The following is a 25,410-nucleotide window of genomic DNA, read 5'->3' as shown; positions in this document are numbered from 1 at the left end:
GCTTCAGGCGACGCCGAACTCGGCCGGGTCGATCCCCACGGCCTGGCAGATCTCACGGACGGCTCGGCGCTCGGTGGGGTCGAAGTCGCCGTCGGCGCCGCCGATGACGACGCCCACCTGCACGACCGCGCGGGCCTGGTCGGGCTTGCTGCGCAGCTTGCCGACGGCCTGCAGCGCCTCGATCTTGCCGAAGTCGTAGTCGGCGCTCAGCTTGCCGCACCACTTGTCGAAGGACTCGCGCAGGTCACCGGCGTTGAAGACCGACAGGACGTCGTTGCTGGCGATGAACGCGGCCGTCTTCTGCCGCTCCTCGGGCTCGATGCTGCCGTCGGCGGCGGCGATGAGGGCGCACGTCGCCATGCTCGCCTCGGCGAAGTCCTTGCTCTTGAACTGGCCGACCTTCGTCTTGAGCTGGTCGCCCGCGAGCAGGCCCTTGTTCTTCAGGTTGTCCAGGAATCCCATGCCGGGGCAACGGGTGCCGGGCGGTCGGGGTTCCTCAGCTGAAGCGGCGGACGATCTCGGAGTTGCGGTCGGCCAGCAGCTGCCGCAGCGTGCGGCGCACGAAGAGCAGGTCGGCCACGCGCCCCAGCGCCCCCCACGGTGAGCTCCACGACATCCGGTCGGTCATGATCGTCATCTGCGGGCCCTCGGTCTCGAACGAGTGCTCGTGCCGGAACCGGGCGAACGCCCCGGACTCCATCTCGTCGACGAACCGCGCGGGACGGTCCAGCTCGACGATGTGCGAGGTGTGCCGCACGGGGACCCCGAGGATGCGCAGGCGCCAGGTGACCCTCTCGTCCAGCTCGATGCGGCCCCTGGTGCGGCCGGCCCCCTCGACGGCGCGGACCTTGAACCGCTTCCCCGCGACGCGCTCGACGTCGAGGTCGAGGGACATGTCGAACACCTCGGCCAGGGGCGCGCGCACCATGGTCCGCTGGACGATCTCCGGCATCCTCCGAACCTAGACCATCGACAGCAGGTGGTCCCGGCGCCGGCGCAGGACGTCGACGGACGCCGAGGCCGAGGGCGGTCCGGGGACGGCGGCGCGCAGCTTGGAGTAGACCGAGGCGTGCGGCAGGGCGCGCCCGGCCGCGACCCGGCCGACGAGCCCGTGGATCTCCTTGCGCAGCAGCGCCGCGGTGTGCCAGGCGGCGTCCTCCTGCTCCGGTCCGGCCGGGTCGGGCCCGGTGTCCTCGGCGTCGTCGGCGGCGGGCCGGGCGACGGCGGTGCGCTTGCGGATCTCGGCGTCGCGCTGGGCGAGCAGGGCCGCGGTCTGCTCCGGGGACAGCAGCCCGGGCAGGCCGAGGTAGTCGGCCTCCTCGACGCTGACGTCCGGCAGGTCGCCGCCGGTGAGGGCCTTGCCGCCGTGCAGGACGTGGGCGAACTCGGCCTGGGCCTCCAGGGCCTCGTACTCCTTCTTCTCCCCCGGTTCGCGCTCGGGCGGCGGCAGCAGGTCCAGGCCGCCCTCGTCGACCTCGTCGGAGGACACCGACGCCGGCGGCGGGATGACGTGGTTGCGGTCGGACTCCATCTCCGCGGCCAGGGCCAGCAGCGGCCGGACGGCGGGCAGGAAGACCGTGGCGGACTCCCCCGGGGCGCGGGAGCGGACGACGCGCCCGACGGCCTGGGCGAAGAACAGCGGGGTCCGGTAGGACGTCATCCACGCCAGGCACGCGGCGCGCGGCACGTCGACGCCCTCGGAGATCATCCGGACGCAGACGACGAAGCGCTGGTCGGACCCGGCGAACTCGGAGATCTTCTGCGACGCCTTGGGGTCGTCGGACAGGATCAGCGCGGGCTTCTCCCCCGTGACGCGCTGGACGATCTTGGCGTAGGCGCGGGCGTCGTCCTGGTCGGAGGCCAGCACCAGCCCGGCGGCGTCGTGCATGCCGTGCTCGCGCAGGTGGTTCAGGCGCTCGTCCATGGCGGCGATGACGTGCGGGACCCAGTCGCCGCGCGGGTCCAGGGCCGTCTTCCAGGCCAGCGACTCCACCGACTTCGTCGTGGCGTCGGTGAGGGAGGCGGCGACGACCTCGCCGGCGGAGTTCCGCCAGCGCGAGACGCCGGTGTAGGCGGCGAAGACGACGGGCCGCACGACGCCGTCGGTGAGGGCGTCCTTGTAGCCGTAGGTGAAGTCGGCGGCCGACCTCAGCCCGCCCTCGGACTCCACGGAGTCGTCCTCGACGTAGGAGACGAAGGGGATGCGCTCGTCGGTCTTGGTGCGGAACGGGGTCCCGGTCAGGGACAGCCGGCGGCGGGCGTCGCCGAAGGCCTCGAAGACGGCGTCGCCCCAGGACAGGCCGTCCCCGGCGTGGTGGATCTCGTCCATGACGACCAGCGAGCGCTTGGCGGTGGCGCGGGCCCGGTGCAGCATCGGGTGCCCGGCGACCTGGGCGTACGTCGTGACGTAGCCCTTCATGTCGGGCCGCACGGGCCCGACGGCGTTCGTCATGGTCGGGTCCAGCTCGATCCCGGCCCGGTGCGCGGCCTCGGCCCACTGCGTGCGCAGGTGGTCGGTCGGGGCGACGACGACGACGCGGTCGACGCGGCGGGTGTCGAGCAGCCGCCGCGCCAGCGCCAGGGCGAAGGTCGTCTTGCCCGCGCCCGGGGTCGCGGTGACGAGGAAGTCGGCGGGTTCCTCGCGCGCGGGGTCGAAGTACTTCTCCAGGGCGGCGTTCTGCCAGGCCCGCAGCGGCCGGGCCGCGGGGACGCCGGGGGCGTCGACCACGGGACCGGGGGTCGTGTCGGCCAGGGCCAGCTGGGGTTCGTGCTCGGTCGTGCTCATGGGTCCAACCACCGTAGACGACTCCCGGACGTGCTCCGGCGCGGCGACGCGCCGGGGTTCAGTCCTTGTCGTCCCCGCCCTTGCCGCCGCCGGAGAGGCTCTCGTAGATCTCCTTGCACGTCGGGCACACGGGGAACCGCTTGGGGTCGCGGCCGGGGACCCAGACCTTGCCGCAGAGCGCGATCACGGGGTCGCCCGAGAGGGCGGACTCCATGATCTTCTCCTTCTTCACGTAGTGCGCGAAGCGCTCGTGGTCGCCGGGCGCCGCCTCTTCCCGGACCTGCTCCTCGCGGTCGAGGACCGCGGTGCGCGACGGGGCGGCGGGGGCCTCGGGCTGGGTGCGGTACGGGTCGTCGGTCGGCGAGCTCATGCGGCGATGGTACGACGGGCCGGACGCCGCGTTAGTTCATCGAGACGTCGCTGGGGAAGCTCGCGACGAGGGCCAGGTCGCCGCCCTGGCGGCGCAGCACGTCGCCCCACAGGTCGTGCGGGCTGGGGCTGAACGGGTCGCGCGCCTCGGCGGGCAGCACGAACCAGGCGCCCTCGGCGATCTCGCCCTCGAGCTGGGAGGCGCTCCAGCCGGCGTAGCCGGCGAAGATGCGCAGCCCGGACAGCTGCGTGCTGATGGACTCCGGCGGCGTGTCGAGGTCCACCAGCCCGACCGAGCCGAGCCCGACGGACCCGAAGACGCGCCGCACCCCCAGCGGGTCGGGGTGGTCGCCGGGGACGGCCACGAGGCCCAGGGCGGAGTCGAGCGCGACCGGGCCGCCCTGGAACAGCTTGCCGGGGGCCGTCGCGAACGGCTGCCAGCTCGGCAGGACCGCCGAGACGTCGACGTCGAGGGGGCGGTTGACCACGACGCCGAGCGCCCCGTCGTCGTCGTGGTTGAGCACGAGGACGACGGAGCGCGCGAAGTTGGCGTCGGTCAGCGCGGGCGTGGCCAGCAGCAACCGTCCCGTGAGGCTCCCTTCCACCCCCTCATCATGACGTCGCGGCGGCCCGGGGGCGAGACAACGGCACCGCGTCGCGGGTGGCGCGCACGTACTGCGCGGGCCAGGGCAGCCGCGCGGTGTCGTGCAGGGCGACCGCGGCCCGCTGCGGCCAGCGCGGGTCGGACAGCAGCGGGCGGGCCAGCAGGACGGCGTCGGCGTCGCCGCTGACGAGGACCTGCTCGGCCTGGGCGGGTTCGAGGATCAGCCCGACGGCCCCGACGGGGACACCGGCCTCGCGCTTGACCCGGCCCGCGTTGGGCACCTGGTAGCCGGGGCCGACGGGGATCTGCTGGCGGGGGTCGTTGCCGCCGGAGCTGGCGTCGACCAGGTCGGCGCCGTGGGCGGCCAGCTCGCGGGCCAGCCGGACGGAGTCCTCGACGTCCCAGCCGCCCTCGACCCAGTCGGAGGTGCTGATCCGGACGAGGACGGGCTTGTCCTGCGGCCAGACCCCGCGGACCGCGTCGAGGACCTCCAGCAGCAGCCGCGAGCGGTTCTCGAAGGACCCGCCGTGCTCGTCGGTGCGCTGGTTGGACAGCGGGGACAGGAACTGGTGCAGCAGGTAGCCGTGCGCGGCGTGCAGCTCGACGACGTCGAAGCCGGCCGCGTCGGCGCGCCGGGCGGCGTCGGCGAAGGCCCGCACGACGGCGGCGATCCCGTCGGCGTCCAGGGCGCGGGGGGCGGCGAAGTCGCCGTACGGCAGGGCGCTGGGCCCCACGGTCCCCCAGCCGCCCTCGGCGGCGGGGACGGACCCGGAGCGCTCGTCCCAGGGCCGGTGGGTGCTGGCCTTGCGGCCGGCGTGGGCGAGCTGGACGCCGGCGGCGACCCCCTGGCCGTGGAGGAAGTCGACGATCCGCGCCCACGCGGCGGTCTGCTCGTCGTTCCACAGCCCGGTGTCCTGGGGGCTGATGCGGCCCTCGGGCACGACGGCCGCGGCCTCGGTGAGGACGAGCCCGGCGCCGCCGAGGGCGAAGCCGCCGAGGTGCACGAGGTGCCAGTCGGTCGGGACGCCGGGGGCCTGCTCGGGGTCGCAGGAGTACTGGCACATGGGCGAGACCCACACGCGGTTGGGGAAGGTCGTGCCGCGCAGGGTGATCGGTTCGAACAGTCGGCTCACGCGGGAACGCTACCCCGGCGGTCGGCGGCCCCGGTCGCGGCGCTTGTCCTCGTACATGCGCCGGTCGGCGCGGGCCAGGACCTCGGCGGTGGGCAGCGAGGGGTCGTCCACGACGAGCCCGACGCTGCACCCGACCCGCACGCCCACGCCCTCGGCGACGTCGACCGGGACGTCCGCGACGGCCTCGCGCAGCCGCTCCAGGAGCGCCTGGGGGTCCACGTCGGCCGCGGAGTCGACGAGCACGACGAACTCGTCGCCGCCGAAGCGGGCGACGGTGTCCCCGGCGCGGGAGACGCCGACCAGGCGGTCGGCGACGGCGACGAGGGCGCGGTCCCCGGCGAGGTGGCCGTGGCGGTCGTTGAGCTGCTTGAGGTCGTCGAGGTCGCAGAAGGCGACGAGGGGCACGGTGCCGGCGCGCCGGGCCCGTGAGCGCGCCTGCTCCCAGCGGTCCTCCAGCAGGCCGCGGTTGGGCAGCCCGGTGAGGCGGTCGTGGGTGGCGCGGTGGGTGAGGTCGCGGGCGCGCTCGACGTGCCGGGTGACGTCCCAGCACGACAGCGTCACGGCGTCGCCGTCGCGGCCGGCCGGCCCGAGCAGCACCTCGACGGTGACGACCTGGCCGCCGGCGGCCAGGAAGCGCCACTCGCGCGCGGTCCGGTCCTGCGGCACGCCGGCGTCGAGGGCGTCCCGCACGTCCTGGAGGTCGTCGGGGTGCACGAGGCCGTCGAGGCCGGTGGGGGCCCGGTCCCCGAGGAGGTCGGCGGCGGCACGGTTGAACCACGTCGCGCCCCACCCGTCGGCACCGCGCTCCACGAGCACCGTGGCCAGCGGAGAGTCCTCCACGAGGCGCCGGAAGTCGGCGTCCTGCACTGCTCCCCCTCGCCGTCACCCGGCCCCGCGTGGGCCGGCGTCCGACGACCGTACGAGCCACCGAGCACGGGGGCCGTGTCGAGTGCCGCAATGTCGCTGACACGGCGGACACGTTGCGACACAGCGTCTCCGCCAGTGACTCAGGGAGACGTCGCGCAGGCCCGCACGAGGGGGCGGCTGGCGCGCGAGGCCAGCAGCACGAGCGCGGCGCCCCCCAGCGCGCACCCGGCGAACCGCAGCACCCCCGCGGGAGCCTCCCCCAGCAGCCCCAGGACCGGGGAGACGACCAGCAGCGACAGCGCCGCCGCGCCCCCCATCGTGACCAGCAGCGGGACCCACGTCTCGCGCGAGCGCGCCGCGTGCAGCACGGCGACGTCCGTGCCCGACAGGTGCAGCGTCCGGTAGCGGGCCCGGGAGTCCAGCACCCGCGAGGCCTGCGTCACCCCCGTCGAGACCGCCGCCAGCACCGCGCAGACGACCAGCGTCACCGCCGACCCCGTGCCGATGTCGGTCGCCAGGTCACCGCCCTCCCCGCCCGCCGCCAGCCCCGGCGCGACGCTGAGGCAGCCCGCGACGAACGTCACCAGGGAGACGCCGCCGACGCTGCGCCACACGCTCCTGGGGTCCTCGCCCATCCGGCGCGCCGCCAGCAGCGTCTCCACGCTGCGGGCCCGCGCCGCCAGGACCCGGCCCAGGAGGGACACGAGCAGCGGCCCGACGAGGTTGAACACCGCGAACGCGCCCGCGAGGAGCGCGACCAGGACCAGCACCGCGAACGCCTGCCCGACCCCGAACAGGACGCTGCTCGCGTTGAAGGCCGCCACGAAGCCGCCGCCGAGCAGCAGCACGGGCAGGACCCGGGCCCAGCTCAGCCCCTCCTGCGGCAGGCGCTGCGCCACCCCCAGCGGGGTGATCGCGACGCGCCGCAGGCTGACCGCCGAGGAGACCAGCGCGACCAGGAGCACCGCCACCACGACCAGCAGGACGGCGCCGGCGCCCAGCCGCAGCTCGGCGACGTCGAAGGGGCGGCCCTGGAACCGCAGCAGCGCCACCGCCGGCAGCGCCGCGACGTCCAGCAGCACCCCGAGCAGGGCGCCCACCAGGGCCTGCGCCCCGGCGTCCAGGAGGGCGACCGCGCCGATCTGGGCGGTCGTGGCGCCGGCCAGCCGCAGCCGGGCCAGCCGCTCGTCGCGGCGGGCGATCGTCAGCCGGGCCGCGGCCGCCCCCAGCGTCGCGGTCGGGACGACGAGCAGCGCGACGGCCACCCACGACAGGAACGGGTACGTCGCCGCGTCCGCGCCCGCCCCGGGCAGGTCGGCGCGCGCCGCGAACGCCCGCACTCCCCCCGCGACGGTCAGCACGGCCCACGTCGTGACGGCGAAGGCCAGCACGGCCAGCGCCGTCGGCAGCCTCGACCCCGTCGCGCCGTGCCGGGCCAGGGACCACCACAGCCTCACCGCAGGCTCCCCGCGGGGGCGGTGAACTCGTCGTCCGGCGCTGGGCGCCGGCTCCAGACCCGGCCGTCGCGCACGGCCAGGGTCCGGTCGCACCAGCGGGCGACGGCGACGTCGTGGGTGACGACGACGAGCGCGGCCCCGTCCTCGCGGGCCACCGACGTCAGCAGGTCCAGGACCTCCCGGCCGGTGGCCTGGTCCAGGGCGCCGGTCGGCTCGTCGGCGAAGACGACCTTCGGCCGGCCCACCAGGGCCCGGGCGACGGCGACGCGCTGCACCTGGCCGCCCGACAGCTCCCCGGGCCGCCGGCGCTCGGTCCCGGCCAGGCCGAGGCGGGCCAGCAGGTCGCGGGCGCGGGCGGTCGCGGCGGCGCGCGAGTGGCCGCCCAGCAGCAGCGGCAGGGCGGCGTTCTCCTCCGCGGGCAGCTCCGACAGCAGCTGACCGGACTGGAAGACGAACCCGAAGTCGGTGCGGCGCAGCAGGGTCCGCCGCGTGTCGCTCATCGGGGCCAGGTCCTGGCCGGCGAGCTCGACGGTCCCCGAGGTGGGCCGCACGATGCCGGCCAGGACGTGCAGGAGCGTCGTCTTGCCCGACCCGGAGGGGCCCATCACGGCGACCGACTCGCCCGCCCGGACCGTGACGTCGACGCCGTCGAGGGCGCGGGTGCCGCCGTAGGTCACGACGAGACCGCGGCCGGTGAGGATGTCCATGACCCGAGCCTCGTGCGCGGGGGCACCCCGGCGCGTCGGAGCGCGGGCGGAACCGGCGGGGGCGGTGTCCTCCCTGGGCAGTAGTCCCCGGACACGACGAAGGCCGCCTCCCCGATCGGGGAGACGGCCTTCGTCGTCAGGTGGAGATGGCGGGAATCGAACCCGCGTCCGTCAGCGTGGTACCAGGGCTTCTCCGGGTGCATCCTGTTCAACGGTCTGCTCGGCCCCGATGCTCACACAGGCATGTCATCGCCGGGCCCAGCCGCGTTGCGTGTCCCTCTCACCTACGCGACCTCGGTGAGAGGTGAGCTCCCTAGTCGATGCCAGGACCCGGGGCGGGAGCGCACCCGGGCTGACAGAGTCGCGCTCGCTCAGGCGGCGAGGGCGAACTCGGTGCGCTTGGAATCGGCACCTATTGGTTTGCATGGATCGTTGACGAGATGACCATGCATCCTCGACCCGCTTCCCCTGGCTCGACGACCAACGTCGAAACCTGTCATCCCCGTGTTGAGTTGTGCTGTCCAGCTTACCCCTCAACCGCGGGTGCGTCGTCCCCATTCCCACCGGGACACCCCGCCGCCCACCCGTCGGCCGCCCGGGGGACGCGGTCGGGCCCTCACCGGGCCCCGCGCCGCCCGCTGCAGGACCGCGGGCGGCCGTGATCAGCGGTTCCGGCGCAGCGACATGGCGCGGTCGGCCTCGCGCTTGTCCTGCTTCTCCCGCAGCGTCTGGCGCTTGTCGTAGTTCTTCTTGCCCCGGGCCAGGCCGATCTCGACCTTCACGCGGCCGTCGACGAAGTACAGCGCCAGCGGCACGATGGTCAGCCCCGACTCGCGGACCTTGCCGGCCCACCGGTCGATCTCGGCGCGGTGCAGCAGCAGCTTGCGCTTGCGGCGCGGGGTGTGGTTGGTCCAGGTGCCCTGCACGTACTCGGGGATGTGAACCCCCTCGAGCCACATCTCGCCCCGGTCGATGTGGGCGAAGCCGTCGACCAGGGAGGCCCGGCCCATCCGCAGGGCCTTGACCTCGGTGCCCATGAGGCTGATGCCGGCCTCGTAGGTGTCGTCGATGAAGTAGTCGTGGCGCGCCTTGCGGTTGCTGGCGATCACCTTGCGACCGGTCTCGCGCGGCACGTCGTCCCTCCTGGGGGTGGATCGGGTGAGCAGCCGAGTCTAGGCGCCGGGGCGGGGGCACCGCACCGCGGTTCTCACACCTTCAGCCAACGGCGGAGGCTGAACAGCGACGCGATGACCGCGAACACGACCCCGACGGCGAGCATGACCGGCCCGGTCTGGGTCAGCACGTCGTGGGTGTCGATGAGCCGGGTGGTGAACCCGGGCCGGTTCTGCAGCCGGGACACCCCGAAGTTGACCATGGCCCACAGGGCCGCGGAGGCCAGCAGACCCCCGACGAAGCTGGCCACGACGCCCTCGAGGACGAACGGCAGCTGGATGAGCGCCCGCGACGCCCCCACCAGGCGCATGATCGTCGTCTCGCGGCGGCGGCTGAACGCCGTGAGCCGGATCGTCGTGGACACCAGCATCATCGAGCAGACGAGCATGAGGGCGGCCAGGCCCAGGGCGATGTTCGTCGCCACGTCCAGCACCGTGAACAGCGGCTGCAGGATGGCCCGCAGGTCCGGGACGTCCTCGACGCCGGCGACGGTCCCGTAGTCGTCGCTCACGGCCTGGTAGCCCTCGGGGTCCTGCAACCGCACGCGGAAGGACTCCGGCAGCTGGTCGGCCGTCACCTTGTCGGTGATCGAGGAGTCGTTGGTCTCCTTGAAGTTCTCGAACGCCTGCTGCTTGGACTCGTAGTAGACGCGCTCGACCCGCGGGTCGGCCTCCAGCTGCGCGCGCAGCGCGTCGCGCTGGGCGTCGGTGATCTCCCCGCCCGGGCAGGCGCTCTCGGGGGACTCGCTGCCGCACAGGAAGATGGAGACCTGGACGCGGTCGTACCACTCGCCCTTGAGGATGCCGACCTGCTTCTGCACGAGCAGCCCGGTCCCGAAGAAGAACAGCGACACCATCGTCACGAGCACGACCGCGATCGTCATCGTGAAGTTGCGCCGCAGCCCCGCGAACATCTCGCCGAGGACGAAACCCAGGCGCATCAGCGGCCCGACCCGTACACGCCGCGGTCCTCGTCGCGCACGACGCGGCCGTCGCGCAGCTCCACGACGCGCTTGCGCATCTGGTCGACGATGTCGTCGTCGTGCGTGGCCATGACGATGGTGGTCCCCGTGCGGTTGATGCGGTCGAGCAGTTTCATGATCCCCACGCTGGTCTCGGGGTCGAGGTTGCCGGTGGGCTCGTCGGCCAGCAGGATCGCGGGCCGGTTGACGAAGGCGCGGGCGATGGCCACGCGCTGCTGCTCACCCCCGGACAGCTCGTGGGGGCGGCGCTTCTCCTTGCCGCCCAGCCCCACCAGCCCCAGGGTCTCGGGGACGGTCTGGGCGATGACGTGCCGCGGCTTGCCGAGGACCTGCAGGGCGAAGGCGACGTTGTCGTAGACGCTCTTGTCGGCCAGCAGCCGGAAGTCCTGGAAGACCACGCCGATCTGCCGGCGCAGCTGCGGCACCTTCCAGGACCGCAGCCGGCCGACGTCGCGGCCGTTGACCTGGACGCTGCCGCCGGAGGCCTTCTCCTCCTTCAGGACCAGGCGCAGGAACGTCGACTTCCCCGAGCCCGAGGGGCCCACGAGGAAGACGAAGTCGCCCTTGTCGATCTGGAGGGTCACCTCGGCGAGCGCGGGACGGTGCCCCTCGCCGTAGCTCTTGCTGACGTGCTCGAAGGTGATCATCACTCACACCCTACGGTCTGTGGCTGAGCGTGAGGTTCAGCTCTCACGCTGCTTGCGCCAGCGGATGCCCGCGTCCAGGAAGCTGTCGATCTCACCGTCGAACACCCCGTCGGTGTTGCCGACCTCGAAGTTCGTGCGCAGGTCCTTGACCATCTTGTACGGCTGCAGCACGTAGGAGCGCATCTGGTTGCCCCACGACCCGGAGTCCTCGCCCTTGAGCGCGTCCAGCTCGGCCTGCCGGTCCTGACGGGCCTTCTCCAGCAGCTTGGCCTGCAGGACGCGCATGGCCGCGGCCTTGTTCTGCAGCTGCGACTTCTCGTTCTGGCACGTCACGACGATGCCCGTCGGCAGGTGCGTCAGGCGCACCGCGGAGTCGGTCGTGTTGACCGACTGGCCACCGGGCCCGGAGGAGCGGTACACGTCGACGCGCACGTCGTTCTCGGGGATCTCGATGTGGTCGGTCTCGGCCACCACGGGCAGCACCTCGACCCCGGCGAACGACGTCTGACGCCGGCCCTGGTTGTCGAACGGGGAGATGCGCACCAGGCGGTGGGTGCCCTGCTCCACGCTCAGCGTGCCGTAGGCGTACGGGGCGGCGACCTTGAACGTCGCCGACTTGATGCCCGCCTCCTCGGCGTAGGAGGTGTCGTACAGCTCCGTCTTGTAGTGCTTGCGCTCGGCCCAGCGCAGGTACATGCGCATGAGCATCTGCGCGAAGTCGGCCGCGTCGACGCCACCGGCCTCGGAGCGGATCGTCACCAGGGCCTCGCGGGCGTCGTACTCCCCCGACAGCAGCGTCCGGACCTCCAGCTCCTCCAGCGACCCCTTGATCGCCTCCAGCTCCTGCTCGGCCTCGGCCAGGGAGTCCGCGTCGCCCTCGGACTCGGCGAGCTCGACGAGCACCTCCAGGTCGTCGATGCGCCCGCCCATCTTCTCGATGCGCTCCAGCTCGGCCTGCACCGACGACAGCCGGCTCGTCACGCCCTGGGCGGTCTCGGGGTCGTCCCACAGGTCCGGCGCGGCGGCCTGCTCGTTGAGGTCGGCCAGCTCGGTGCGCAGCCCGTCGAGGTCGGACACCTCCCGGATGGAGGCGTACGTCGTGCGCAGGGCGGAGATCTCGGCGGGGAAGTCGATGGCCACGGCCGACGAGTCTACGTGCGTCGCGCGAAGGCCTCCGCGCTCAGCTCCCGCTCCCCGCCGGTCACGGCCCGCAGGACCCGCTCGGCCACCTCCGCCGGCGCGAGCCCCGGCGGCAGCCGCGGCGCGGTCCCGGCCACCGGGCGGGTCGCCAGCCCCGTCTCGGTGTGCGGGGGCCGCACGTCGAGCACCCGGACCCGGGACCGCTCCTCGCGCGCCACGGCGGTGACGAAGGCGGACAGCGCAGCCTTGGCCGCGGAGTAGGCCGCCATCCCGGCCTGGGGGCGCTCGGCGACGACACCCGTCACGACCACCGCGAACGGGTCGCGGCCCGCGCGCAGGTGCGGCAGCGCCGCGCGCAGCAGCCGGATCGGCCCGATCGCGTCGGCCAGGAACAGCTCGTCCAGCAGGTCGTCGTCGGCGTCGGCGGCCGGCCCGAAGGCCACCACCCCGGCGGCGTGCACGAGGCCGTCGAGGCGGCCCAGGTGCGCGACGGCCTCGGCCACCAGGCGCTCGGGCTCCCCCGGCAGCCGCAGGTCGGCGGCCACCGCGGGGGCGTCCCCGACCGGCGGCGCCGTCCGGCTGCTCGTGACGACCCGGGCCCCGGCGGCCAGCAGCCCCTCGACGAGCGGCCGCCCCAGCCCACCCCCGGCTCCGGTCACCAGGACCGCTGCGTCTCGTAGCTCCACGGGCTCACCGTGGCACGCTCAGCGCAGCTCCGCCCGCGCGCTGGAGCGGGCCGTGATCCGCACCCGCGCGAACCGGGCGGGCACGAAGGCCGTGAACGGCGGGGCGGTGACGACCACGAGCTCGACGTCGGCGCGCTGCCCGTCGGGCGTCCCGGTGCCCGCGCCGACGACAACCCCCGCGACGCCCGCGTGGTCGGCCACGTACTCCTCGACGCTGCCGCGGACGGAGGCGTCGGTGAGCAGCGCGGTGCCGCCGGGAACGCCCTGCGCGTAGTAGGACCGCTCGTCGAGGGCATCCGCGGCGTCCGCGGCGGCGGCGTCGGCCACGGCGTACAGCCGTGTGCGCTGCAGGTGGACGGCCGAGGCCGAGACGACGACGAGGACGAGGACCGTCGCGAGCAGCCCGAACGCCAGGGACAGCAGGGCGATGCGGCCCTCGTCCGAGGACCCCCTCACCCCGGCCCCACGGGGGCGAACCGGTCGGCGACCGCCACCCGCCGGACGTCCACGGGGACGCGCAGCGGGACCGCGCCGGCCAGGAACGCCGGCACGAGCGGCAGCTCGACGTCCAGGCGCACGGTCGCGGCGACCTCCCCCTCCGGCGTGGCGCAGGGGTCCGCCGAGCACGCGACGTCCAGCGTCGCCGCCCGCGGGTCCAGGTGCTGGTCGGTCACGGCCAGCACCACCGCGGCCCCGGCCCGGTCCACGGCGGCACCGGTCGCGACGAGCCGCGACGCCTCCGCGGCCCCGGCCCCCGCGGCGAACGCCGCCGCCTGGACCCGGCCCAGGGTCAGCACGAGGTAGGCGATCGGGACGAGCAGCAGCACGCCGACGGCGAGGAACTCCACGGCCGCGCTCCCCTCGTCCCCGGCGGCCGGGTCCCCTAGGGCCGGGTTCCTCGCCGTCGGGCCGCTCACGGCTGCGCCAGCGCGTGACCCCGCACGCGCAGCAGCCGCGGGCCGAGGAACGCCACGACGGGCAGCGGGGCGTCGACCTCGACCTCGACGAGCGCGGTCCCGGCCACCTCGGCCCGGCGCGCGGTGACGTCGCGCGCGTACGCCGGGGACAGGGACGCCGCGAGCAGGGCGCGGGCCCGGGCCGCGCCGTCGGCGGGGGTGTTGCCGCGCAGCGCCCCGAACCGGGCGCCCTCCCCCGCGCAGTCGGCGGCCGTGGCCCGCACGTGCTGGACGACGGCCAGCTGCACGACGGCCGCGAACAGCAGCGCCAGCAGCCCGGCGACGGCGGCGAACTCGGCGACGGCCGAGCCCTCGTCCCGCCTCACAGCTGGCCGACCACCGCGTCCATCGCCGCGGTGAACAGGGCCGCCAGCCGCGGGCCGGCCACGGCCCACAGGCCCACCACCAGCCCGGCGGTCATGATGGTCACCAGGACCCAGCCGGGGACGTCGCCCCGGTCGTCGTTCAGCAGTTCCTTCAACACGGTTACTCCTTCAGTTCGTCAGCTGGAGCTGGGCCAGACCGGGGTAGACGGCGAACACCACGACGGTCGGCAGGATCCCGAAGACGACGGGGACCATCATCGCGACCTCCTGCCGCCCACCGGCTTCGGTGAGCCGGCGGTGCTCGGCGTCGCGGGCGTCGGCGGCCTGCGCGCGCAGGACGTCGGCCAGGGGGCTGCCGGCTTCGACCGCCACCGCGAGGGCGTCGACGAACCGGCTGAACGGCGGGACCTGCCAGCGCCCGGCGAGGTCGGCCAGGGCGTCGAGCAGCGGGGTCCCCGTGCGCACCCGCCCCAGCGCCGCCCGCAGCCCCTCGCACAGCGGGCCCCCGCCGGCGGCGACGCGGTCGAGGGCGGCCGAGACGTTCTCCCCCGCCGCCACCGACAGCGCCAGGAGCTCGGCCACGGCCGGCAGGTCCGCGACGAGCTCCTCGCGGCGCCGGCGCACCGCCCGCGCGAGCAGCTCGTCGCGGGCCAGCGCCCCGCCGAGCCCGCCGACGACCATGGCCGCGACGACCGCGACGGGGTTCGCCCCCGCGCCCGCCCAGACCCCGGCCAGCGCCAGCGCCGTCCCCGCGCACGACCACAGGACCTGCTCGGCCCGGTGCGCGGCGAGCTCGGGGCCGCCGGCGGCGTCGGGGTGCAGGACCAGGAGCCGTTCGGTGACGGCCCGGCCCGACCCCAGCCGCGACCCCACGGCCGTGCCGACGACGCGCAGCACGTCGCGGGCCCGGCGGGACCCCGGCGCCCCGAGGTAGGGCAGGACGCGGGCGTCCAGGGCCGGGCCGCGGCGCCACGGGGAACCGGCGAGCACGAGCAGCGCTCCCACCCCGGCCAGCGTCCCGAGCAGGACCCCGGCGATCACGACAGCACCCGGCGCGGTTCGGGCAGCCGCCCCAGCCGCAGCATGAGGCGGTACGCACCGGTCGAGACCGCGGCCCCCGCGACCAGGACCGCGGCGCCGGTGGCGTCGCCGTAGGCGGCGAGGGTGCCGGGCCGGGTGGCCAGCAGCGCCAGGACGATCCAGGGGGCGGCGACGGCGAGCCGGGCCGCGGACACCGTCCAGCTCTGCCGGGCCAGCAGTTCCCCGCGGGTCCGGCGGTCCTCCCGCAGGTACCCCGACAGGGTCCGCAGTGTGGCGCCCAGGTCGCTGCCGCCCACCTGGCGCGTCATGCGCAGCGTCGCGGCGAGCCGGTCGAAGACGGGGTCGGCCAGCTCGGTGCGCAGGGACTCCAGCTCGGTCTCGAACGCCCCGCTGGCGCGGTGCCCGACGGCGAAGCGGGCGAAGGCGGGCCGGAACCGGTGCGGGCCGCGCACGGCCAGCGCCGCGACGGCATCGGGCAGCGGGGCACCGGCCCGGACCGAGGCCGCGAGCGCGTCGACGGCGTCGGGCCACTCGGCGGCGGCGTCCTCGCGCCGGGCGCGGGCGCGGTGGCGGGCCAGGGCCACCGGCGCGTGCCCCGCCGCCAGCGCGGCCCCGCCGCCGAGCACCGGCACGGCCGTCAGCGCCAGCACGAGGACACCCGCCAGCACCCCGGCGACCAGGCACCCGGCCACGAACACGGCGACGGGCACGTCCGTCCACCCGGCGGCGGCCAGCAGGTCCCGCACCCCGGCCCGCCGACGCGCCGCCGGGCGGGCCGGCCGTTCCCAGCACGACCACCACAGGCAGAACACCCCCAGACCCAGCACCGCGCCGACCGCGACACCCGTCACGGGCGGGCCCCCAGCAGAGCGGCCAGGTCGAAACCGGCCCGGGCGAACCGCTCGCGGTGCGGTGGCCAGCCGGTGCCGCGGACCAGGACGCCGTCGCGGGTCCCGAACAGTTCCGCCGTCTCCACCACACCGCCCTCGCAGCGTCCCGTCACGGCCACGACCTCGCGCACCCGGCGCCGGCCGTCGGCGTCCAGTTCGGCGTGGACGACGAGGTCCAGGCTCGAGGCGACGGCGGGCACGACGAAACCCGTCGTGACGTTCTCCCCGGCCAGCAGCGGCAGCGTGCACATCTTCGCGACGGCGTCGGCGGCGGAGTTCGCGTGGACCGTCGCCGCCCCGGGCAACCCGGAGTTCAGCGCGATGAGCAGGTCCAGGCTCTCGGCCTGCCGGACCTCACCCACCACGAGCCGGTCCGGGCGCATCCGCAGGGCCTCCTTCACGAGCCGGCGCAGCGGGATCTCCCCGCGGCCCTCCAGGTTCGGCTGGCGGCACTGCATCGCGACGACGTCGCGGTTGTGCAGCTGCAGCTCGAACACCTCCTCGCACGTGACGATGCGCTGGTGCGCGGGGACCGAACCCAGCAGGCAGTTCAGCAGCGTCGTCTTCCCCGCCTGGGTGGCTCCCGACACGAGCAGGTTCAGCCCCGAGGCGACGGCGGCGTCGAGGAACCGCGCGGCCGCCGGGGTCAGCGACCCGAGGCCGACGAGGTCGTCCAGCCGCCGCGCGCGGGTCACGAAGCGCCGCACGTTGACCGCCCAGTGGCGGCGGGTGACGTCGGGGATGACGACGTGCACGCGGGAACCGTCGGGCAGCGAGGCGTCCACGAAGGGGCTGGACAGGTCGACGCGGCGGCCGGTGGTGGCGAGCATCCGCTCGACGAGTTCGGCGACGGTGTCCTCGTCCAGGATGGTCGTGGTGAGTTCGGGGACGCCGGAACGGGCGACGAAGACCTTGCCCGGTTCGTTGATCCAGATCTCCTCGACCTCGGGGTCGTCGAAGTACCGTTGCAGCGCACCGTAACCGGAGACGGCGGCCACGACTTCGCGGACCGCGTCCTCCCGGTCGGGCAGCCCCGGCAGCGAACCGTCCAGGGACCGCAGGTCGTAGTCGAGGACGACGGCGTCGACGAGGGACCGCAGTTCGGCCGCCTCGCCGCGGAAACTCCCGGCCGCGGTGCGGCGGCGCACCTGCGCCCGCACCTCGTCCTCCACCAGGCGGACCGCGTCCACCGCACACCTCCTCCGAACTCGTGTGCGGCGACCGTAGTGGAGGACGACGCGTGGCGTCCGGGTGATGTGGATAACTCCCGGGGGCCCGCCGCGCGGCCGTGCCACGATCCGTCCGTGCCGTTCCGGATGACCGTGCTGGGCGCCGACGTGGAGCTCGAGGTTCCCGTCGGGACGACCCTGACCGACGCCCGCGCCCGGCTGGAGGAGGTCACCGGCCCCTGGCCGCGGGACTGGCGGGAGTGGGCCCTGGACGGGCACCCCGTCGCGGACGCGGTGCTGGGGATGCCGCCGCTGCTGGCCGGGGTCGTGCTGCCCCCGCCGGCCGCGGCGCCCACCGACCTCGTGGCCGTCGCGGGACCGGCGGCGGGGACGGGTTTCGCCGTGGCTCCCGGGCGGCACCTGCTGGGCCGGCGCGGGGACGGGCCGGCGGCGGTCGGGATCGACGACCCCTCCGTGTCGCGCCGGCACGCCGAACTCGAACTGTCCCCCGCCGGGGTCACCACGCTGCGCGACCTCGGCTCGCTCAACGGGACCGCCGTGCTGCGCGCGGGGGAACGGGAGGCCGTGCGGGGCCCGGTGCAGGTCCCGCCCGGGACCGAGTTCGCCCTCGGCCACACGGTGCTGCGCGCCGGGGGACCCGCCGTCGCGGCAGCCGTCGTGCAACCCGACGCCGCGGGACGCCTGCTGCTGAACCGGCCCCCGCGGCTGCTCGCCGAACCCCGGGCCCGGGAGTTCACCTGGCCCGTCCCCGACCCGGCGGCGCAGGCACCGGGTCCGCCGTGGCTGGCTCTGCTCGTGCCGGTGGCGGTCGCCGTCGTCCTGGCCCTGGTGTGGTCGCCGCTGTCGCTGCTGCTGGGCCTGGCCTCACCGGTGCTGGCCGCCGGGCAGTGGCTGGGGCAGCGCCGCCGGCACCGCCACGACGAGCAGCGGCGCGCCGCGCGGGCCGGGGCCGCGCTGGCCCGCGTGCGCACCGAGGTCGGGGAGGCCGCGCGGCGGGAGCAGACCCACCGCCGCGACCTGCACCCCGACGCCGGCCGGCTGGCCGCGGAGGTGGCCGGCCCCGGGGACCGGTTGTTCACCCGTTCCCCCGCCGACGCCGACCACCTCACCGCCCGGGTCGGCCTGGGCGACCTGCCGGCCACGACGGTCGCGGTGCGCGGCGGCCCCGGCACCCCCGTGCTGGCGGACGTGCCCGTGACGGTGTCCCTGAGCGCCGGGCCGCTCGGCGTGTGCGGCCCCGGCGAGGGGCTGGTGCGCCTGCTGCTGGCGCAGCTGGCCGCCTGGCAGTCCCCCGCCGACGTGCGGGTCGTCGCCGGCCCGGGGTGGGAGTGGACCCGCTGGCTGCCGCACGCCGTCGAGGTCGTCGACGGCGACGTGCTGGGCGTGCCGGCCGCCGAGGTCCGCCGCCGCACCGGACCGGCTGGGCGAGGCCCCGGCCCCGACCTCGTCGTGGTCCTGGACCCCGTGGGCTGGTGGCGCACCGACCCGCGGCTGGCGCCGCTGCTCACCGACGGCCCCGCCGTCGGCGTCCACACCGTGTGCCTGGGCCGGGCGCGCGCGGACCTGCCCGCGCAGTGCCGCACGGTGCTCGACCTCACCGACGGGGCTGCCGGGCAGGGTCCCGACGGGCTGCTGCTGTCCGCGCACGAGCGCGTGCCCGTGCGCGTCGACGCCGTGGACGAGGTGTGGGCCGAACGGCTCGCGCGGGGTCTGGCCCCGCTCCTGGACGCCGCCGCGGCGTCGGCGAGCGCCGTGCCCGCGGACGTGCGGCTGCTGGACCTGGTGGGGGTCCCGTCGGTGGAGTCGCTGCGGCGCGGCTGGGCGCGGCCGCCCGCGGGGTTGCCCGCGGTGCTGGGGGCGGACGCCTCGGGCCCGTGCGCGGTGGACCTGGTCCACGACGGGCCGCACGCGCTGCTGGCGGGCACGACGGGGTCGGGCAAGTCGGTGCTGCTCGCGACGCTCGTGGTCTCCCTGGCGCTGGCGTGCCCGCCCGAGCACCTGCAGCTCGTGCTCGTCGACTACAAGGGCGGTGCGGCGTTCGGGGCGTGCACGGGGTTGCCGCACGTGGCGGGGCTGGTGACCGACCTGGACGACCGGCTCGCCCAGCGGGTGCTGCGCAGCCTGCGGGCCGAGGTGGCCCGCCGCGAGCAGGTCCTGGCCGCGGCCGGGGTCGCGGACGTGCGGGACCTGCCGCCGGGGCGGCTGCCCCGGCTCGTGGTCGTCGTCGACGAGTTCCGGGTGCTGGCCCAGGAGGTCCCCGAGTTCGTCGACGGTCTCGTGCGGCTGGCCGGGGTGGGCCGCTCGCTCGGCGTGCACCTGGTGCTGGCGACCCAGCGCCCGGCGGGGGTCGTGAGCCCGGAGATCCGGGCCAACACGGACCTGCGGGTCGCGTTGCGCGTGCAGGACCGCGCGGACGCCGAGGACGTGGTGGGCGACCCCCGTCCGGCGGGGTTCACGGTGCCGGGGCGGGCGCTGCTGCGCCGCGACGGGCTGCGCGAGTTCCAGACCGCCCGGTTGCGCGGCCCGGCCCGGTCCGGGGGCGTGCTCGTGCGGGAGGTGCCGGACGGGCCGGGTGCGGTCCCCGCGGACGGGGACCGCACGGGGGACCGCCCCGGGGAGGTCGACGACCTGCCCGGGCTGGTCCGGACGCTGGTCGCCGCCGCGGCCGGCCGGCCCCGCCCGCCGGCCCCGTGGCTGCCGCCGCTGCCGCCGGTGGTGCCGGACCTGCCGCCGGGCGCGGGCGGGCGGCTGGTGTGGGGCCTGGTGGACCTGCCGGACGCGCAGCGGCGCGAGGACGTGGCCTGGGACCTGGCCGCGGGCCAGCACCTGCTCGTCGTCGGCGGGGTCCGCAGCGGCCGGACGACGCTGCTGCGCCGTCTCGTCACCGAGGCCGCGCGGGTGCCGGGCACCGAGGTCCACGTGCTGGACGCCGGTGGCCGGCTGCGCGACCTGGCCGGGACGGGGCCGGTCGGGTCGGTGGTGGCGCGCTCGGAGCCCTGGCGCGCCGGGCGCCTGCTGGAGCGGGTGCAGCAGGAGGTGGACCGGCGGCGGGCCGCGGGGTCGTGGACGGGGCACGTCGTCCTGGTCGTGGACGGCTGGGAGGCGTGGACGGCGGCGCTGGCGGCGGCCGACCCGGCGGCGGGGGCCGATCCGTTGCTGCGGCTGCTGCGCGAGGGAGCCGGGGCGGGTGTGCGGGTCGCCGTCGCCGGGGACCGCCCGTCGCTGACGGGGGCCGTGGCGGGGACGGTGGGGTCGGTGGTGCTGCTGCGCACGGCCGACCGGTCCGACGCGGCCCTGCTGGGGGTGCGGCCCTCGGCCGTCCCCCGCGACGCGCCGCCGGGCCGCGGGCTGCTCGTGGTCGACGGGGTGGGTCACGAGGTGCAGGTCGCCCTGCCGGGCGACCTGCCGGGCGACCTGCCGTCGGGGCCGGGGACGGCGCGGCTGGGCGTGGCCCCGCTGCCGGCGCGCGCCGGGGAGCTGCCCGGGGTGGGGTGGCGGCTGCCGATCGGCCTGGGCGGCGACGACGGCGGGGTGGTCCTGGTGGACACCGGGCACGTCGTCCTGGTCGCGGGGCCGGTGGGCAGCGGGCGGACGACGGCGCTGCGGGCGCTGGCCGACGCGGAGGTGCGGCGCGGAGGTCGCGCGGTGTGGGCGCGCGAGGCGGGGCCGCAGGAGGTGCGGGAGTGCTGGGCGGCCGGTGGCCTGGTGCTGCTGGACGACGTGTGCCGTCCGCTGCCCCCGGCGGTCGAGGACGTGCTGGGCGGGGCCCTGCTGGGCGGTGGCCCGGTGCGGCTGGCCGCCGCCGGGGACGGGGTGGACGTGGTCGCGGCGTTCCGGGGCCCGGCGGCCGCGGTGCGGTCGGCGGCGCGCACGACGGTGCTGCTGGGCCGGGGCGGGTGGGTCCCGGCGGAGGTGCTCGCGCGGCGGCCGGTGGTCGCTCCCGGGCCCGGTCCGGGAGCCGGTTTCGCGGTGGAGGGGGGTCGTTGGCGCTCAGTGAGGATCAGCTGTCCTACGGTGGCCCCGTGAGCAGCTCCACGACGACGACGGTCCTGCGGCCGGCCACCCCCGAGGACGCCGGGGCGATCGTCGCCCTGGTGCGGGAGCTGGCCGAGTACGAGCGGGAGCCGGACGCCGCGCAGGCCCGCGCCGAGGACTTCGCCCGTGCCCTGCAGCCGGGCACCGGCATCGGCTGCGTGCTCGCCGAGGTCGAGCGCGACGGCCGCCTCGAGGTGGCGGGGATGGCGTTGTGGTTCACGACGTTCTCGACGTGGCTGGGCCGGCAGGGCCTGTGGCTGGAGGACCTGTACGTGCGGCCCGCGCACCGCCGCGGCGGGATCGGGCGGGCCCTGTTCGGTGAGCTGGGGCGCCTGTGCGCCGAGCGCGGCCTGGGGCGGCTGGAGTTCACGGTCCTGGACTGGAACACCTCCGCCCACGCCTTCTACCGTGCTCTGGGGGCTCGGCCGCAGGAGGACTGGACGACGTGGCGCCTGGACGGGGACCGTTTGTCGGAGCTCGCCCCCAGCTCCCCATCGTGACCTGGAGTGTTCGTCCGTATACGTTGAGCACGCGCCATTGCCACACCCGGCCCCGAGAGGACGAAGCCCCGTGTCGACCCCCACGACCGGCGAGACGACCGGTGGAACCACCGGTGACCCGGCGACGGAGACCGCGGCCGACCTGGTGGAGCTGCGGGTCCCGGCCGACCCGGCCTACCTGACCGTCGTCCGCACCGCGAGCGCCGGGCTGGCCGCCCGGCTCGACCTGACGCTGGACGAGATCGAGGACCTGCGGATCGCGGTCGACGAGGCCTGCACCCTGCTGCTGGGGTCGTCCCCGACCGACGACGAGCTCGTGGCGACGTTCCGCCTCGGCGAGGGGACCCTGGAGGTGGAGGTCCGCGGCCCGGCCCGGGAGCTGCCCGAGCGCTCGAGCTTCGCGTGGGCGGTCCTGGAGGCCCTCGTCGGGGAGGTCTTCACCGGCACCTCGGCCAACGGGGCGTGGATCGTGCTGCGGCACAGCAAGACGACGGGGGCACCGACGACGCTGGTGGCAGGGGTCGGGTGAGCCCGGCCCCGCACGGCCCGTCGGCGCCGGGACCGGCCGCCACGCGGGACGCCGAGGAGGCCCCGCTGCTGGCCCGGATGGCCTCCCTGGACCCCGACGACCCCGAGCGGGCCCGGCTGCGCGAGGACCTCACCCGCCGCCACCTGCCCCTGGCCGAGCACCTGGCCGCCCGGTTCCTGGGACGGGGCGAGCCGCACGACGACCTCGTGCAGGTCGCGACGATCGGCCTGCTGAAGGCCCTGGACCGCTACGACCCCGCGCGCGGGGTGCCGTTCGGGGCGTACGCGGTGCCGACGATGCTGGGCGAGATCAAGCGCCACTTCCGCGACCGCGGCTGGGCCATGCGGGTCCCGCGGCGCGTGCAGGAGGCGGGCCGGCAGCTGGCCGACGCGCGCGAGGCGCTGACGCACGAGCTGGGCCGGGCCCCGACCGTCTCCGAGCTCGCTCAGCGCACCGGCCAGGACCCCGACGACGTCGTGGAGGTCCTGGAGTCGGCGAACGCCTACTCGACGCTGCCCCTGGACACGGGGTCCCCGACCTCGCCCGTGCAGTCGCTGGGCGCGGACGACGAGGCGCTGGAGAGCGTGGAGAACCGCGAGGCGCTGCGGCCGCTGCTGGCCGCCCTGCCCGCCCGCGAGCGGCGGATCCTGGCGCTGCGCTTCGTGCGCGGCATGTCGCAGGCGCAGATCGCGGCCGAGGTGGGCATCTCGCAGATGCACGTCTCACGGCTGCTGACCCGCACGTTGTCGCAGCTGCGGGAGGGGCTGGGCGACGTCGAGGCGCCCTGAGGTCAGCGCCCGACCTGGGCGGAGACGCTCGGGGTGAACAGCCCGACCCCCACGGCCACGGCCGGCAGGACGAGCAGGACCCCCAGCCAGGGCGTCCCGCCGCTGAAGGCCGGCAGCCCGGCCGCGACCTGCAGCAGCTGCCAGACGACCAGGGGCGAGCGCGCCCAGGTGGCCCGTCGCAGCAGCCCCCAGGCGCAGAACCCCAGCCCGGCGCCGAAGAGCAGGGCGCACACGACGACCGAGACGACCGCCAGCGGGGCGCTGGAGCCGTCGACCACCAGCCCGTGCACGAGGTAGGCGGCCCCGGCCAGCAGGAGCAGGACCTCCAGGGCGACGAGGGCGGCGATCGCCGTCAGCAGTGGCGGGCGCGGCTGATCCGTTGGAGCCTTGGAGGACGGGGACGGCACGGGCAGCACCGTACGACGCCTGTGCCGGTTCGTCCCCCCTCGGGGGGACGCGCGTCGGCGTGTCGACGCCGACGCGCCGGGTCGGCTCGGATTACGAGGAGGGGTCCTGCGTGTTAAGTCCGTGTGACGTACTCGACACGCCCTCTGCTCGATCGACCTGGTTGAACCTCTTGTGAAAGGGCGCACGAAGTGTGACCCTGGATCCCGACGCGATCCCCGACACACGTCGTCACCTGGGACTTTGCAGGTGGTCGAGCGTGCGTCCCGGCACCGCCGGCGTTGCCGGTGCTCAGGGATCCCGCGTGTCCAGCTCGTTACGGCGGGGAGGGCACGTGTGTCCTGAGACCGAACACACGCTAGAAGGAGTGGAACCCCCATGGACTGGCGCCACAACGCCGCCTGCCTCGACGAAGACCCCGAGCTCTTCTTCCCCATCGGCAACACGGGGCCCGCGATCCTCCAGATCGAAGAGGCCAAGGCCGTCTGCCGTCGCTGCGACGTCGTCGACTCCTGCCTCAAGTGGGCGCTGGAGACCGGCCAGGACGCCGGCGTCTGGGGCGGGATGAGCGAGGACGAGCGTCGTGCGCTCAAGCGCCGCGCCGCCCGCGCCCGCCGCGCGAGCTGACGCGGACCCGCTGAGACGCAGGAGGCCCCGACCGGCAGGTCAGGGGCCTCCTGCGTCTGCCCTCAGTTCCGGACGCTGCCGATCTGGGCGACGTCCCGGCGCACCCGCAGGTCCAGCCGCACCTCGGTCCCCCCGGTGGAGCTGGCCCCGAACTCCATGCGCCCGCGCAGCTCCCCCGCCACGAGGGACCGCACGATCTGGGTCCCCAGCCCGGAGCTGCCCACCTGGAAGTCCGCCGGCAGCCCGACCCCGTCGTCGCTGACGACGACCTCGAGCCGGTCGTCGGCCGTGTGCTCGACCTTCACCACCACGGTGCCGGCCTTGTCGGAGCCGAACCCGTGCTCCACGGCGTTGGTCACCAGCTCGGTCAGGACGAGCGCGAGCGCCGTCGCGTCCTCCTGGCGCAGCTCACCGAACTTGCCCTCGCGGACGGTCTTGACCCGTTCGGCGTTCTCCATCGCGACCTCGGCGGCCATCATGAGGCAGCGGTCGAGGACCTGGTCGAAGTCGACGTTCTCGTCGATGCCCTGCGACAGCGTCTCGTGCACCGTGGCGATGGTCTCGACGCGGCGCATGGCCTCCTGCAGCGCCGAGCGCCCCTCCTCGGAGTGGATGCGCCGCGACTGCAGCCGCAGCAGCGCCGCGACCGTCTGCAGGTTGTTCTTCACGCGGTGGTGGACCTCGCGGATCGTCGCGTCCTTCGTCATGAGCTCGCGCTCACGACGGCGCAGCTCCGAGACGTCCCGGACCAGCAGCAGCGCGGCGATCCGGGTCGCGGTCCCGTTCTCCCTGCGCGTCAACGGGATCGCCCGCATCGACAACGTCGCCGCGTCGGTCTCCAGGTCCGTGCGCCACGGCGCCCGGCCCGTCACCACCAGCGGCAGCGACTCGTCGACCGGCAGGTGCGAGGCGGCCAGCGAGCTGGAGATCTCAGCGAGGTTGGCCCCCACCAGCTCCCCGATGAGCCCGGCGCGGTGGAACGCCGACAGGGCGTTCGGGCTCGCGTACGTCACGACCCCGTCCGCGTCCAGGCGCAGCATCCCGTCCCCCACGCGCGGCGCCCCCCGGCGCGGGCCCGTCGGCGCCGCCGTCTGCGGGAACTCCCCCGCCGCGATCATCCGCGTCAGGTCGTCGGCGCACTTGACGTAGTTCAGCTCCAGGCGGCTCGGTGTCCGCGACGTCGCCAGGTTGGTGTGCCGGGCCAGGACCCCCAGCACCACGCCCTCGCGGACGACGGGGATCGTCTCCTCCCGCACCGGGACGTCGTCGTCCCACTCGGGGTCGCGCCCGCGCAGGCTGCGGGCCTCGTCGAAGGTCGTGTCGACCTGCGGCCGGCGGCCCCGCTCCAGCAGCGCCCCCACGACGTCGTCGTAGTGCACCGTCGGGCCGGTCGTCGGCCGGCAGTGCGCCACGGCGACGAAGTGCTGCCGGTCGGCGGTGGGGACCCACAGCACGAGGTCGGCGAAGGACAGGTCCGAGATCAGCTGCCAGTCGCCGACCAGGAGCCGCAGCCACTCGGCCTCGGCACCCTCGATCGCCGTCTGGGACTGCAGCAGGTCCGACATGGTGGGCA

28 protein-coding genes and 1 other RNA gene are annotated in these 25,410 nt (G+C 75.6%); 5 read left to right on the top strand and 24 right to left on the bottom strand.

Annotation, left to right across the window (positions count from 1 at the left end):
• Window positions 1-3 precede the first annotated feature (3 nt).
• The 22 genes from BJ968_RS15695 to BJ968_RS15590 all read right to left on the bottom strand — a co-directional run bounded on the left by BJ968_RS15695 (window position 4) and on the right by BJ968_RS15590 (window position 16,953).
• On the bottom strand, window positions 4-462 hold the full coding sequence (locus BJ968_RS15695) for a tellurite resistance TerB family protein (protein ID WP_179753398.1): 459 nt from the start codon (window positions 460-462) through the stop codon (window positions 4-6).
• 34 nt (window positions 463-496) lie between these two features.
• Window positions 497-952 carry an SRPBCC family protein gene (locus tag BJ968_RS15690; RefSeq protein WP_179753396.1) on the bottom strand — a complete coding sequence of 152 codons (456 nt, stop codon included), beginning with the start codon at window positions 950-952 and terminating at the stop codon, window positions 497-499.
• Between the two features lie 9 nt (window positions 953-961).
• Complete coding sequence (locus tag BJ968_RS15685) at window positions 962-2,785, bottom strand: DEAD/DEAH box helicase (protein ID WP_218885089.1); 1,824 nt, start codon at window positions 2,783-2,785, stop codon at window positions 962-964.
• A gap of 58 nt (window positions 2,786-2,843) precedes the next feature.
• Window positions 2,844-3,155 carry a DUF3039 domain-containing protein gene (locus BJ968_RS15680; RefSeq protein WP_179753394.1) on the bottom strand — a complete coding sequence of 104 codons (312 nt, stop codon included), beginning with the start codon at window positions 3,153-3,155 and terminating at the stop codon, window positions 2,844-2,846.
• A gap of 31 nt (window positions 3,156-3,186) precedes the next feature.
• Window positions 3,187-3,759, bottom strand: coding sequence for a YqgE/AlgH family protein (locus BJ968_RS15675; RefSeq protein WP_179753392.1), 573 nt, complete (start codon window positions 3,757-3,759; stop codon window positions 3,187-3,189).
• A gap of 7 nt (window positions 3,760-3,766) precedes the next feature.
• Window positions 3,767-4,891 (bottom strand): oxidoreductase, encoded by a 1,125-nt coding sequence (locus tag BJ968_RS15670; protein ID WP_179753390.1) that lies wholly within the window; start codon window positions 4,889-4,891, stop codon window positions 3,767-3,769.
• 9 nt (window positions 4,892-4,900) lie between these two features.
• Window positions 4,901-5,758: a diguanylate cyclase domain-containing protein gene (locus BJ968_RS26780; RefSeq protein WP_179753388.1), complete on the bottom strand. Its 858-nt coding sequence runs from the start codon at window positions 5,756-5,758 to the stop codon at window positions 4,901-4,903.
• 140 nt (window positions 5,759-5,898) lie between these two features.
• On the bottom strand, window positions 5,899-7,215 hold the full coding sequence (locus BJ968_RS15660) for a hypothetical protein (RefSeq protein ID WP_179753385.1): 1,317 nt from the start codon (window positions 7,213-7,215) through the stop codon (window positions 5,899-5,901).
• Window positions 7,212-7,922, bottom strand: coding sequence for an ABC transporter ATP-binding protein (locus BJ968_RS15655; RefSeq protein ID WP_179753383.1), 711 nt, complete (start codon window positions 7,920-7,922; stop codon window positions 7,212-7,214). Before BJ968_RS15655 ends, BJ968_RS15660 begins: the two co-directional genes overlap by 4 nt.
• Before the next feature lie 138 nt (window positions 7,923-8,060).
• Window positions 8,061-8,426: a transfer-messenger RNA gene (ssrA, locus tag BJ968_RS15650) on the bottom strand.
• A gap of 158 nt (window positions 8,427-8,584) precedes the next feature.
• Window positions 8,585-9,055 carry an SsrA-binding protein SmpB gene (gene smpB / locus BJ968_RS15645; protein WP_179753381.1) on the bottom strand — a complete coding sequence of 157 codons (471 nt, stop codon included), beginning with the start codon at window positions 9,053-9,055 and terminating at the stop codon, window positions 8,585-8,587.
• Window positions 9,056-9,129: 74 nt separating this feature from the next.
• Entirely contained in the window at window positions 9,130-10,035 is a 906-nt protein-coding gene (ftsX, locus tag BJ968_RS15640; protein ID WP_179753379.1) for a permease-like cell division protein FtsX, read from the bottom strand.
• Window positions 10,035-10,724, bottom strand: coding sequence for a cell division ATP-binding protein FtsE (gene ftsE / locus BJ968_RS15635; RefSeq protein WP_179753377.1), 690 nt, complete (start codon window positions 10,722-10,724; stop codon window positions 10,035-10,037). The genes ftsX and ftsE overlap by 1 nt, the downstream gene beginning before the upstream one ends.
• A 36-nt stretch (window positions 10,725-10,760) precedes the next feature.
• On the bottom strand, window positions 10,761-11,864 hold the full coding sequence (gene prfB, locus BJ968_RS15630) for a peptide chain release factor 2 (protein ID WP_179753375.1): 1,104 nt from the start codon (window positions 11,862-11,864) through the stop codon (window positions 10,761-10,763).
• Window positions 11,865-11,875: 11 nt separating this feature from the next.
• On the bottom strand, window positions 11,876-12,550 hold the full coding sequence (locus tag BJ968_RS15625) for an SDR family NAD(P)-dependent oxidoreductase (protein WP_179753373.1): 675 nt from the start codon (window positions 12,548-12,550) through the stop codon (window positions 11,876-11,878).
• 18 nt (window positions 12,551-12,568) lie between these two features.
• Window positions 12,569-13,006: a hypothetical protein gene (locus BJ968_RS15620; RefSeq protein ID WP_179753371.1), complete on the bottom strand. Its 438-nt coding sequence runs from the start codon at window positions 13,004-13,006 to the stop codon at window positions 12,569-12,571.
• On the bottom strand, window positions 13,003-13,467 hold the full coding sequence (locus tag BJ968_RS15615; protein WP_179753369.1) for a pilus assembly protein: 465 nt from the start codon (window positions 13,465-13,467) through the stop codon (window positions 13,003-13,005). Before BJ968_RS15615 ends, BJ968_RS15620 begins: the two co-directional genes overlap by 4 nt.
• Window positions 13,464-13,832, bottom strand: a complete 369-nt coding sequence (locus BJ968_RS15610; RefSeq protein WP_179753367.1) for a TadE/TadG family type IV pilus assembly protein — start codon at window positions 13,830-13,832, stop codon at window positions 13,464-13,466. The genes BJ968_RS15615 and BJ968_RS15610 overlap by 4 nt, the downstream gene beginning before the upstream one ends.
• Complete coding sequence (locus BJ968_RS15605) at window positions 13,829-13,990, bottom strand: hypothetical protein (RefSeq protein WP_179753364.1); 162 nt, start codon at window positions 13,988-13,990, stop codon at window positions 13,829-13,831. The genes BJ968_RS15610 and BJ968_RS15605 overlap by 4 nt, the downstream gene beginning before the upstream one ends.
• Before the next feature lie 10 nt (window positions 13,991-14,000).
• Entirely contained in the window at window positions 14,001-14,873 is an 873-nt protein-coding gene (locus BJ968_RS26775; RefSeq protein WP_218885088.1) for a type II secretion system F family protein, read from the bottom strand.
• A complete protein-coding gene (locus BJ968_RS15595) occupies window positions 14,870-15,724 on the bottom strand; it encodes a type II secretion system F family protein (protein ID WP_179753362.1) in 855 nt (284 codons plus the stop codon). The genes BJ968_RS26775 and BJ968_RS15595 overlap by 4 nt, the downstream gene beginning before the upstream one ends.
• Window positions 15,721-16,953, bottom strand: a complete 1,233-nt coding sequence (locus tag BJ968_RS15590; protein WP_179753360.1) for an ATPase, T2SS/T4P/T4SS family — start codon at window positions 16,951-16,953, stop codon at window positions 15,721-15,723. The genes BJ968_RS15595 and BJ968_RS15590 overlap by 4 nt, the downstream gene beginning before the upstream one ends.
• A gap of 114 nt (window positions 16,954-17,067) precedes the next feature.
• Between BJ968_RS15590 and BJ968_RS15585 the strand changes: the two genes are divergently transcribed.
• From BJ968_RS15585 to BJ968_RS15575, 4 genes are all read left to right on the top strand, one after another.
• Window positions 17,068-20,979 (top strand): FtsK/SpoIIIE domain-containing protein, encoded by a 3,912-nt coding sequence (locus tag BJ968_RS15585; RefSeq protein ID WP_179753358.1) that lies wholly within the window; start codon window positions 17,068-17,070, stop codon window positions 20,977-20,979.
• The gene (locus BJ968_RS15580) at window positions 20,976-21,488 is read left to right on the top strand and encodes a GNAT family N-acetyltransferase (RefSeq protein WP_343078065.1); all 513 of its coding nucleotides are present in this window, start codon (window positions 20,976-20,978) and stop codon (window positions 21,486-21,488) included. The genes BJ968_RS15585 and BJ968_RS15580 overlap by 4 nt, the downstream gene beginning before the upstream one ends.
• Window positions 21,489-21,558: 70 nt before the next feature.
• Window positions 21,559-22,017, top strand: a complete 459-nt coding sequence (locus tag BJ968_RS23805) for an ATP-binding protein (protein WP_218885087.1) — start codon at window positions 21,559-21,561, stop codon at window positions 22,015-22,017.
• Window positions 22,014-22,805: an RNA polymerase sigma factor SigF gene (locus tag BJ968_RS15575; protein WP_343078064.1), complete on the top strand. Its 792-nt coding sequence runs from the start codon at window positions 22,014-22,016 to the stop codon at window positions 22,803-22,805. The genes BJ968_RS23805 and BJ968_RS15575 overlap by 4 nt, the downstream gene beginning before the upstream one ends.
• 2 nt (window positions 22,806-22,807) lie before the next feature.
• Here BJ968_RS15575 and BJ968_RS15570 read toward each other — a convergent pair whose 3' ends face one another.
• Window positions 22,808-23,212: a hypothetical protein gene (locus tag BJ968_RS15570; RefSeq protein WP_179753356.1), complete on the bottom strand. Its 405-nt coding sequence runs from the start codon at window positions 23,210-23,212 to the stop codon at window positions 22,808-22,810.
• A gap of 376 nt (window positions 23,213-23,588) precedes the next feature.
• On the opposite strand from BJ968_RS15570, the gene BJ968_RS15565 reads away from it, so the two are divergent.
• Window positions 23,589-23,837: a WhiB family transcriptional regulator gene (locus tag BJ968_RS15565; RefSeq protein ID WP_179753353.1), complete on the top strand. Its 249-nt coding sequence runs from the start codon at window positions 23,589-23,591 to the stop codon at window positions 23,835-23,837.
• A gap of 62 nt (window positions 23,838-23,899) precedes the next feature.
• Here BJ968_RS15565 and BJ968_RS15560 read toward each other — a convergent pair whose 3' ends face one another.
• Entirely contained in the window at window positions 23,900-25,402 is a 1,503-nt protein-coding gene (locus tag BJ968_RS15560; RefSeq protein ID WP_179756795.1) for a sensor histidine kinase, read from the bottom strand.
• Between the last annotated feature and the right edge of the window lie 8 nt (window positions 25,403-25,410).

Origin of the sequence: Kineococcus aurantiacus, from assembly GCF_013409345.1 — a bacterium.
Lineage (GTDB): Bacteria > Actinomycetota > Actinomycetes > Actinomycetales > Kineococcaceae > Kineococcus > Kineococcus aurantiacus.
The sequence above is the reverse complement of the archived record's forward strand: the minus strand, read 5'-3'. Positions and strand labels throughout refer to the sequence as shown.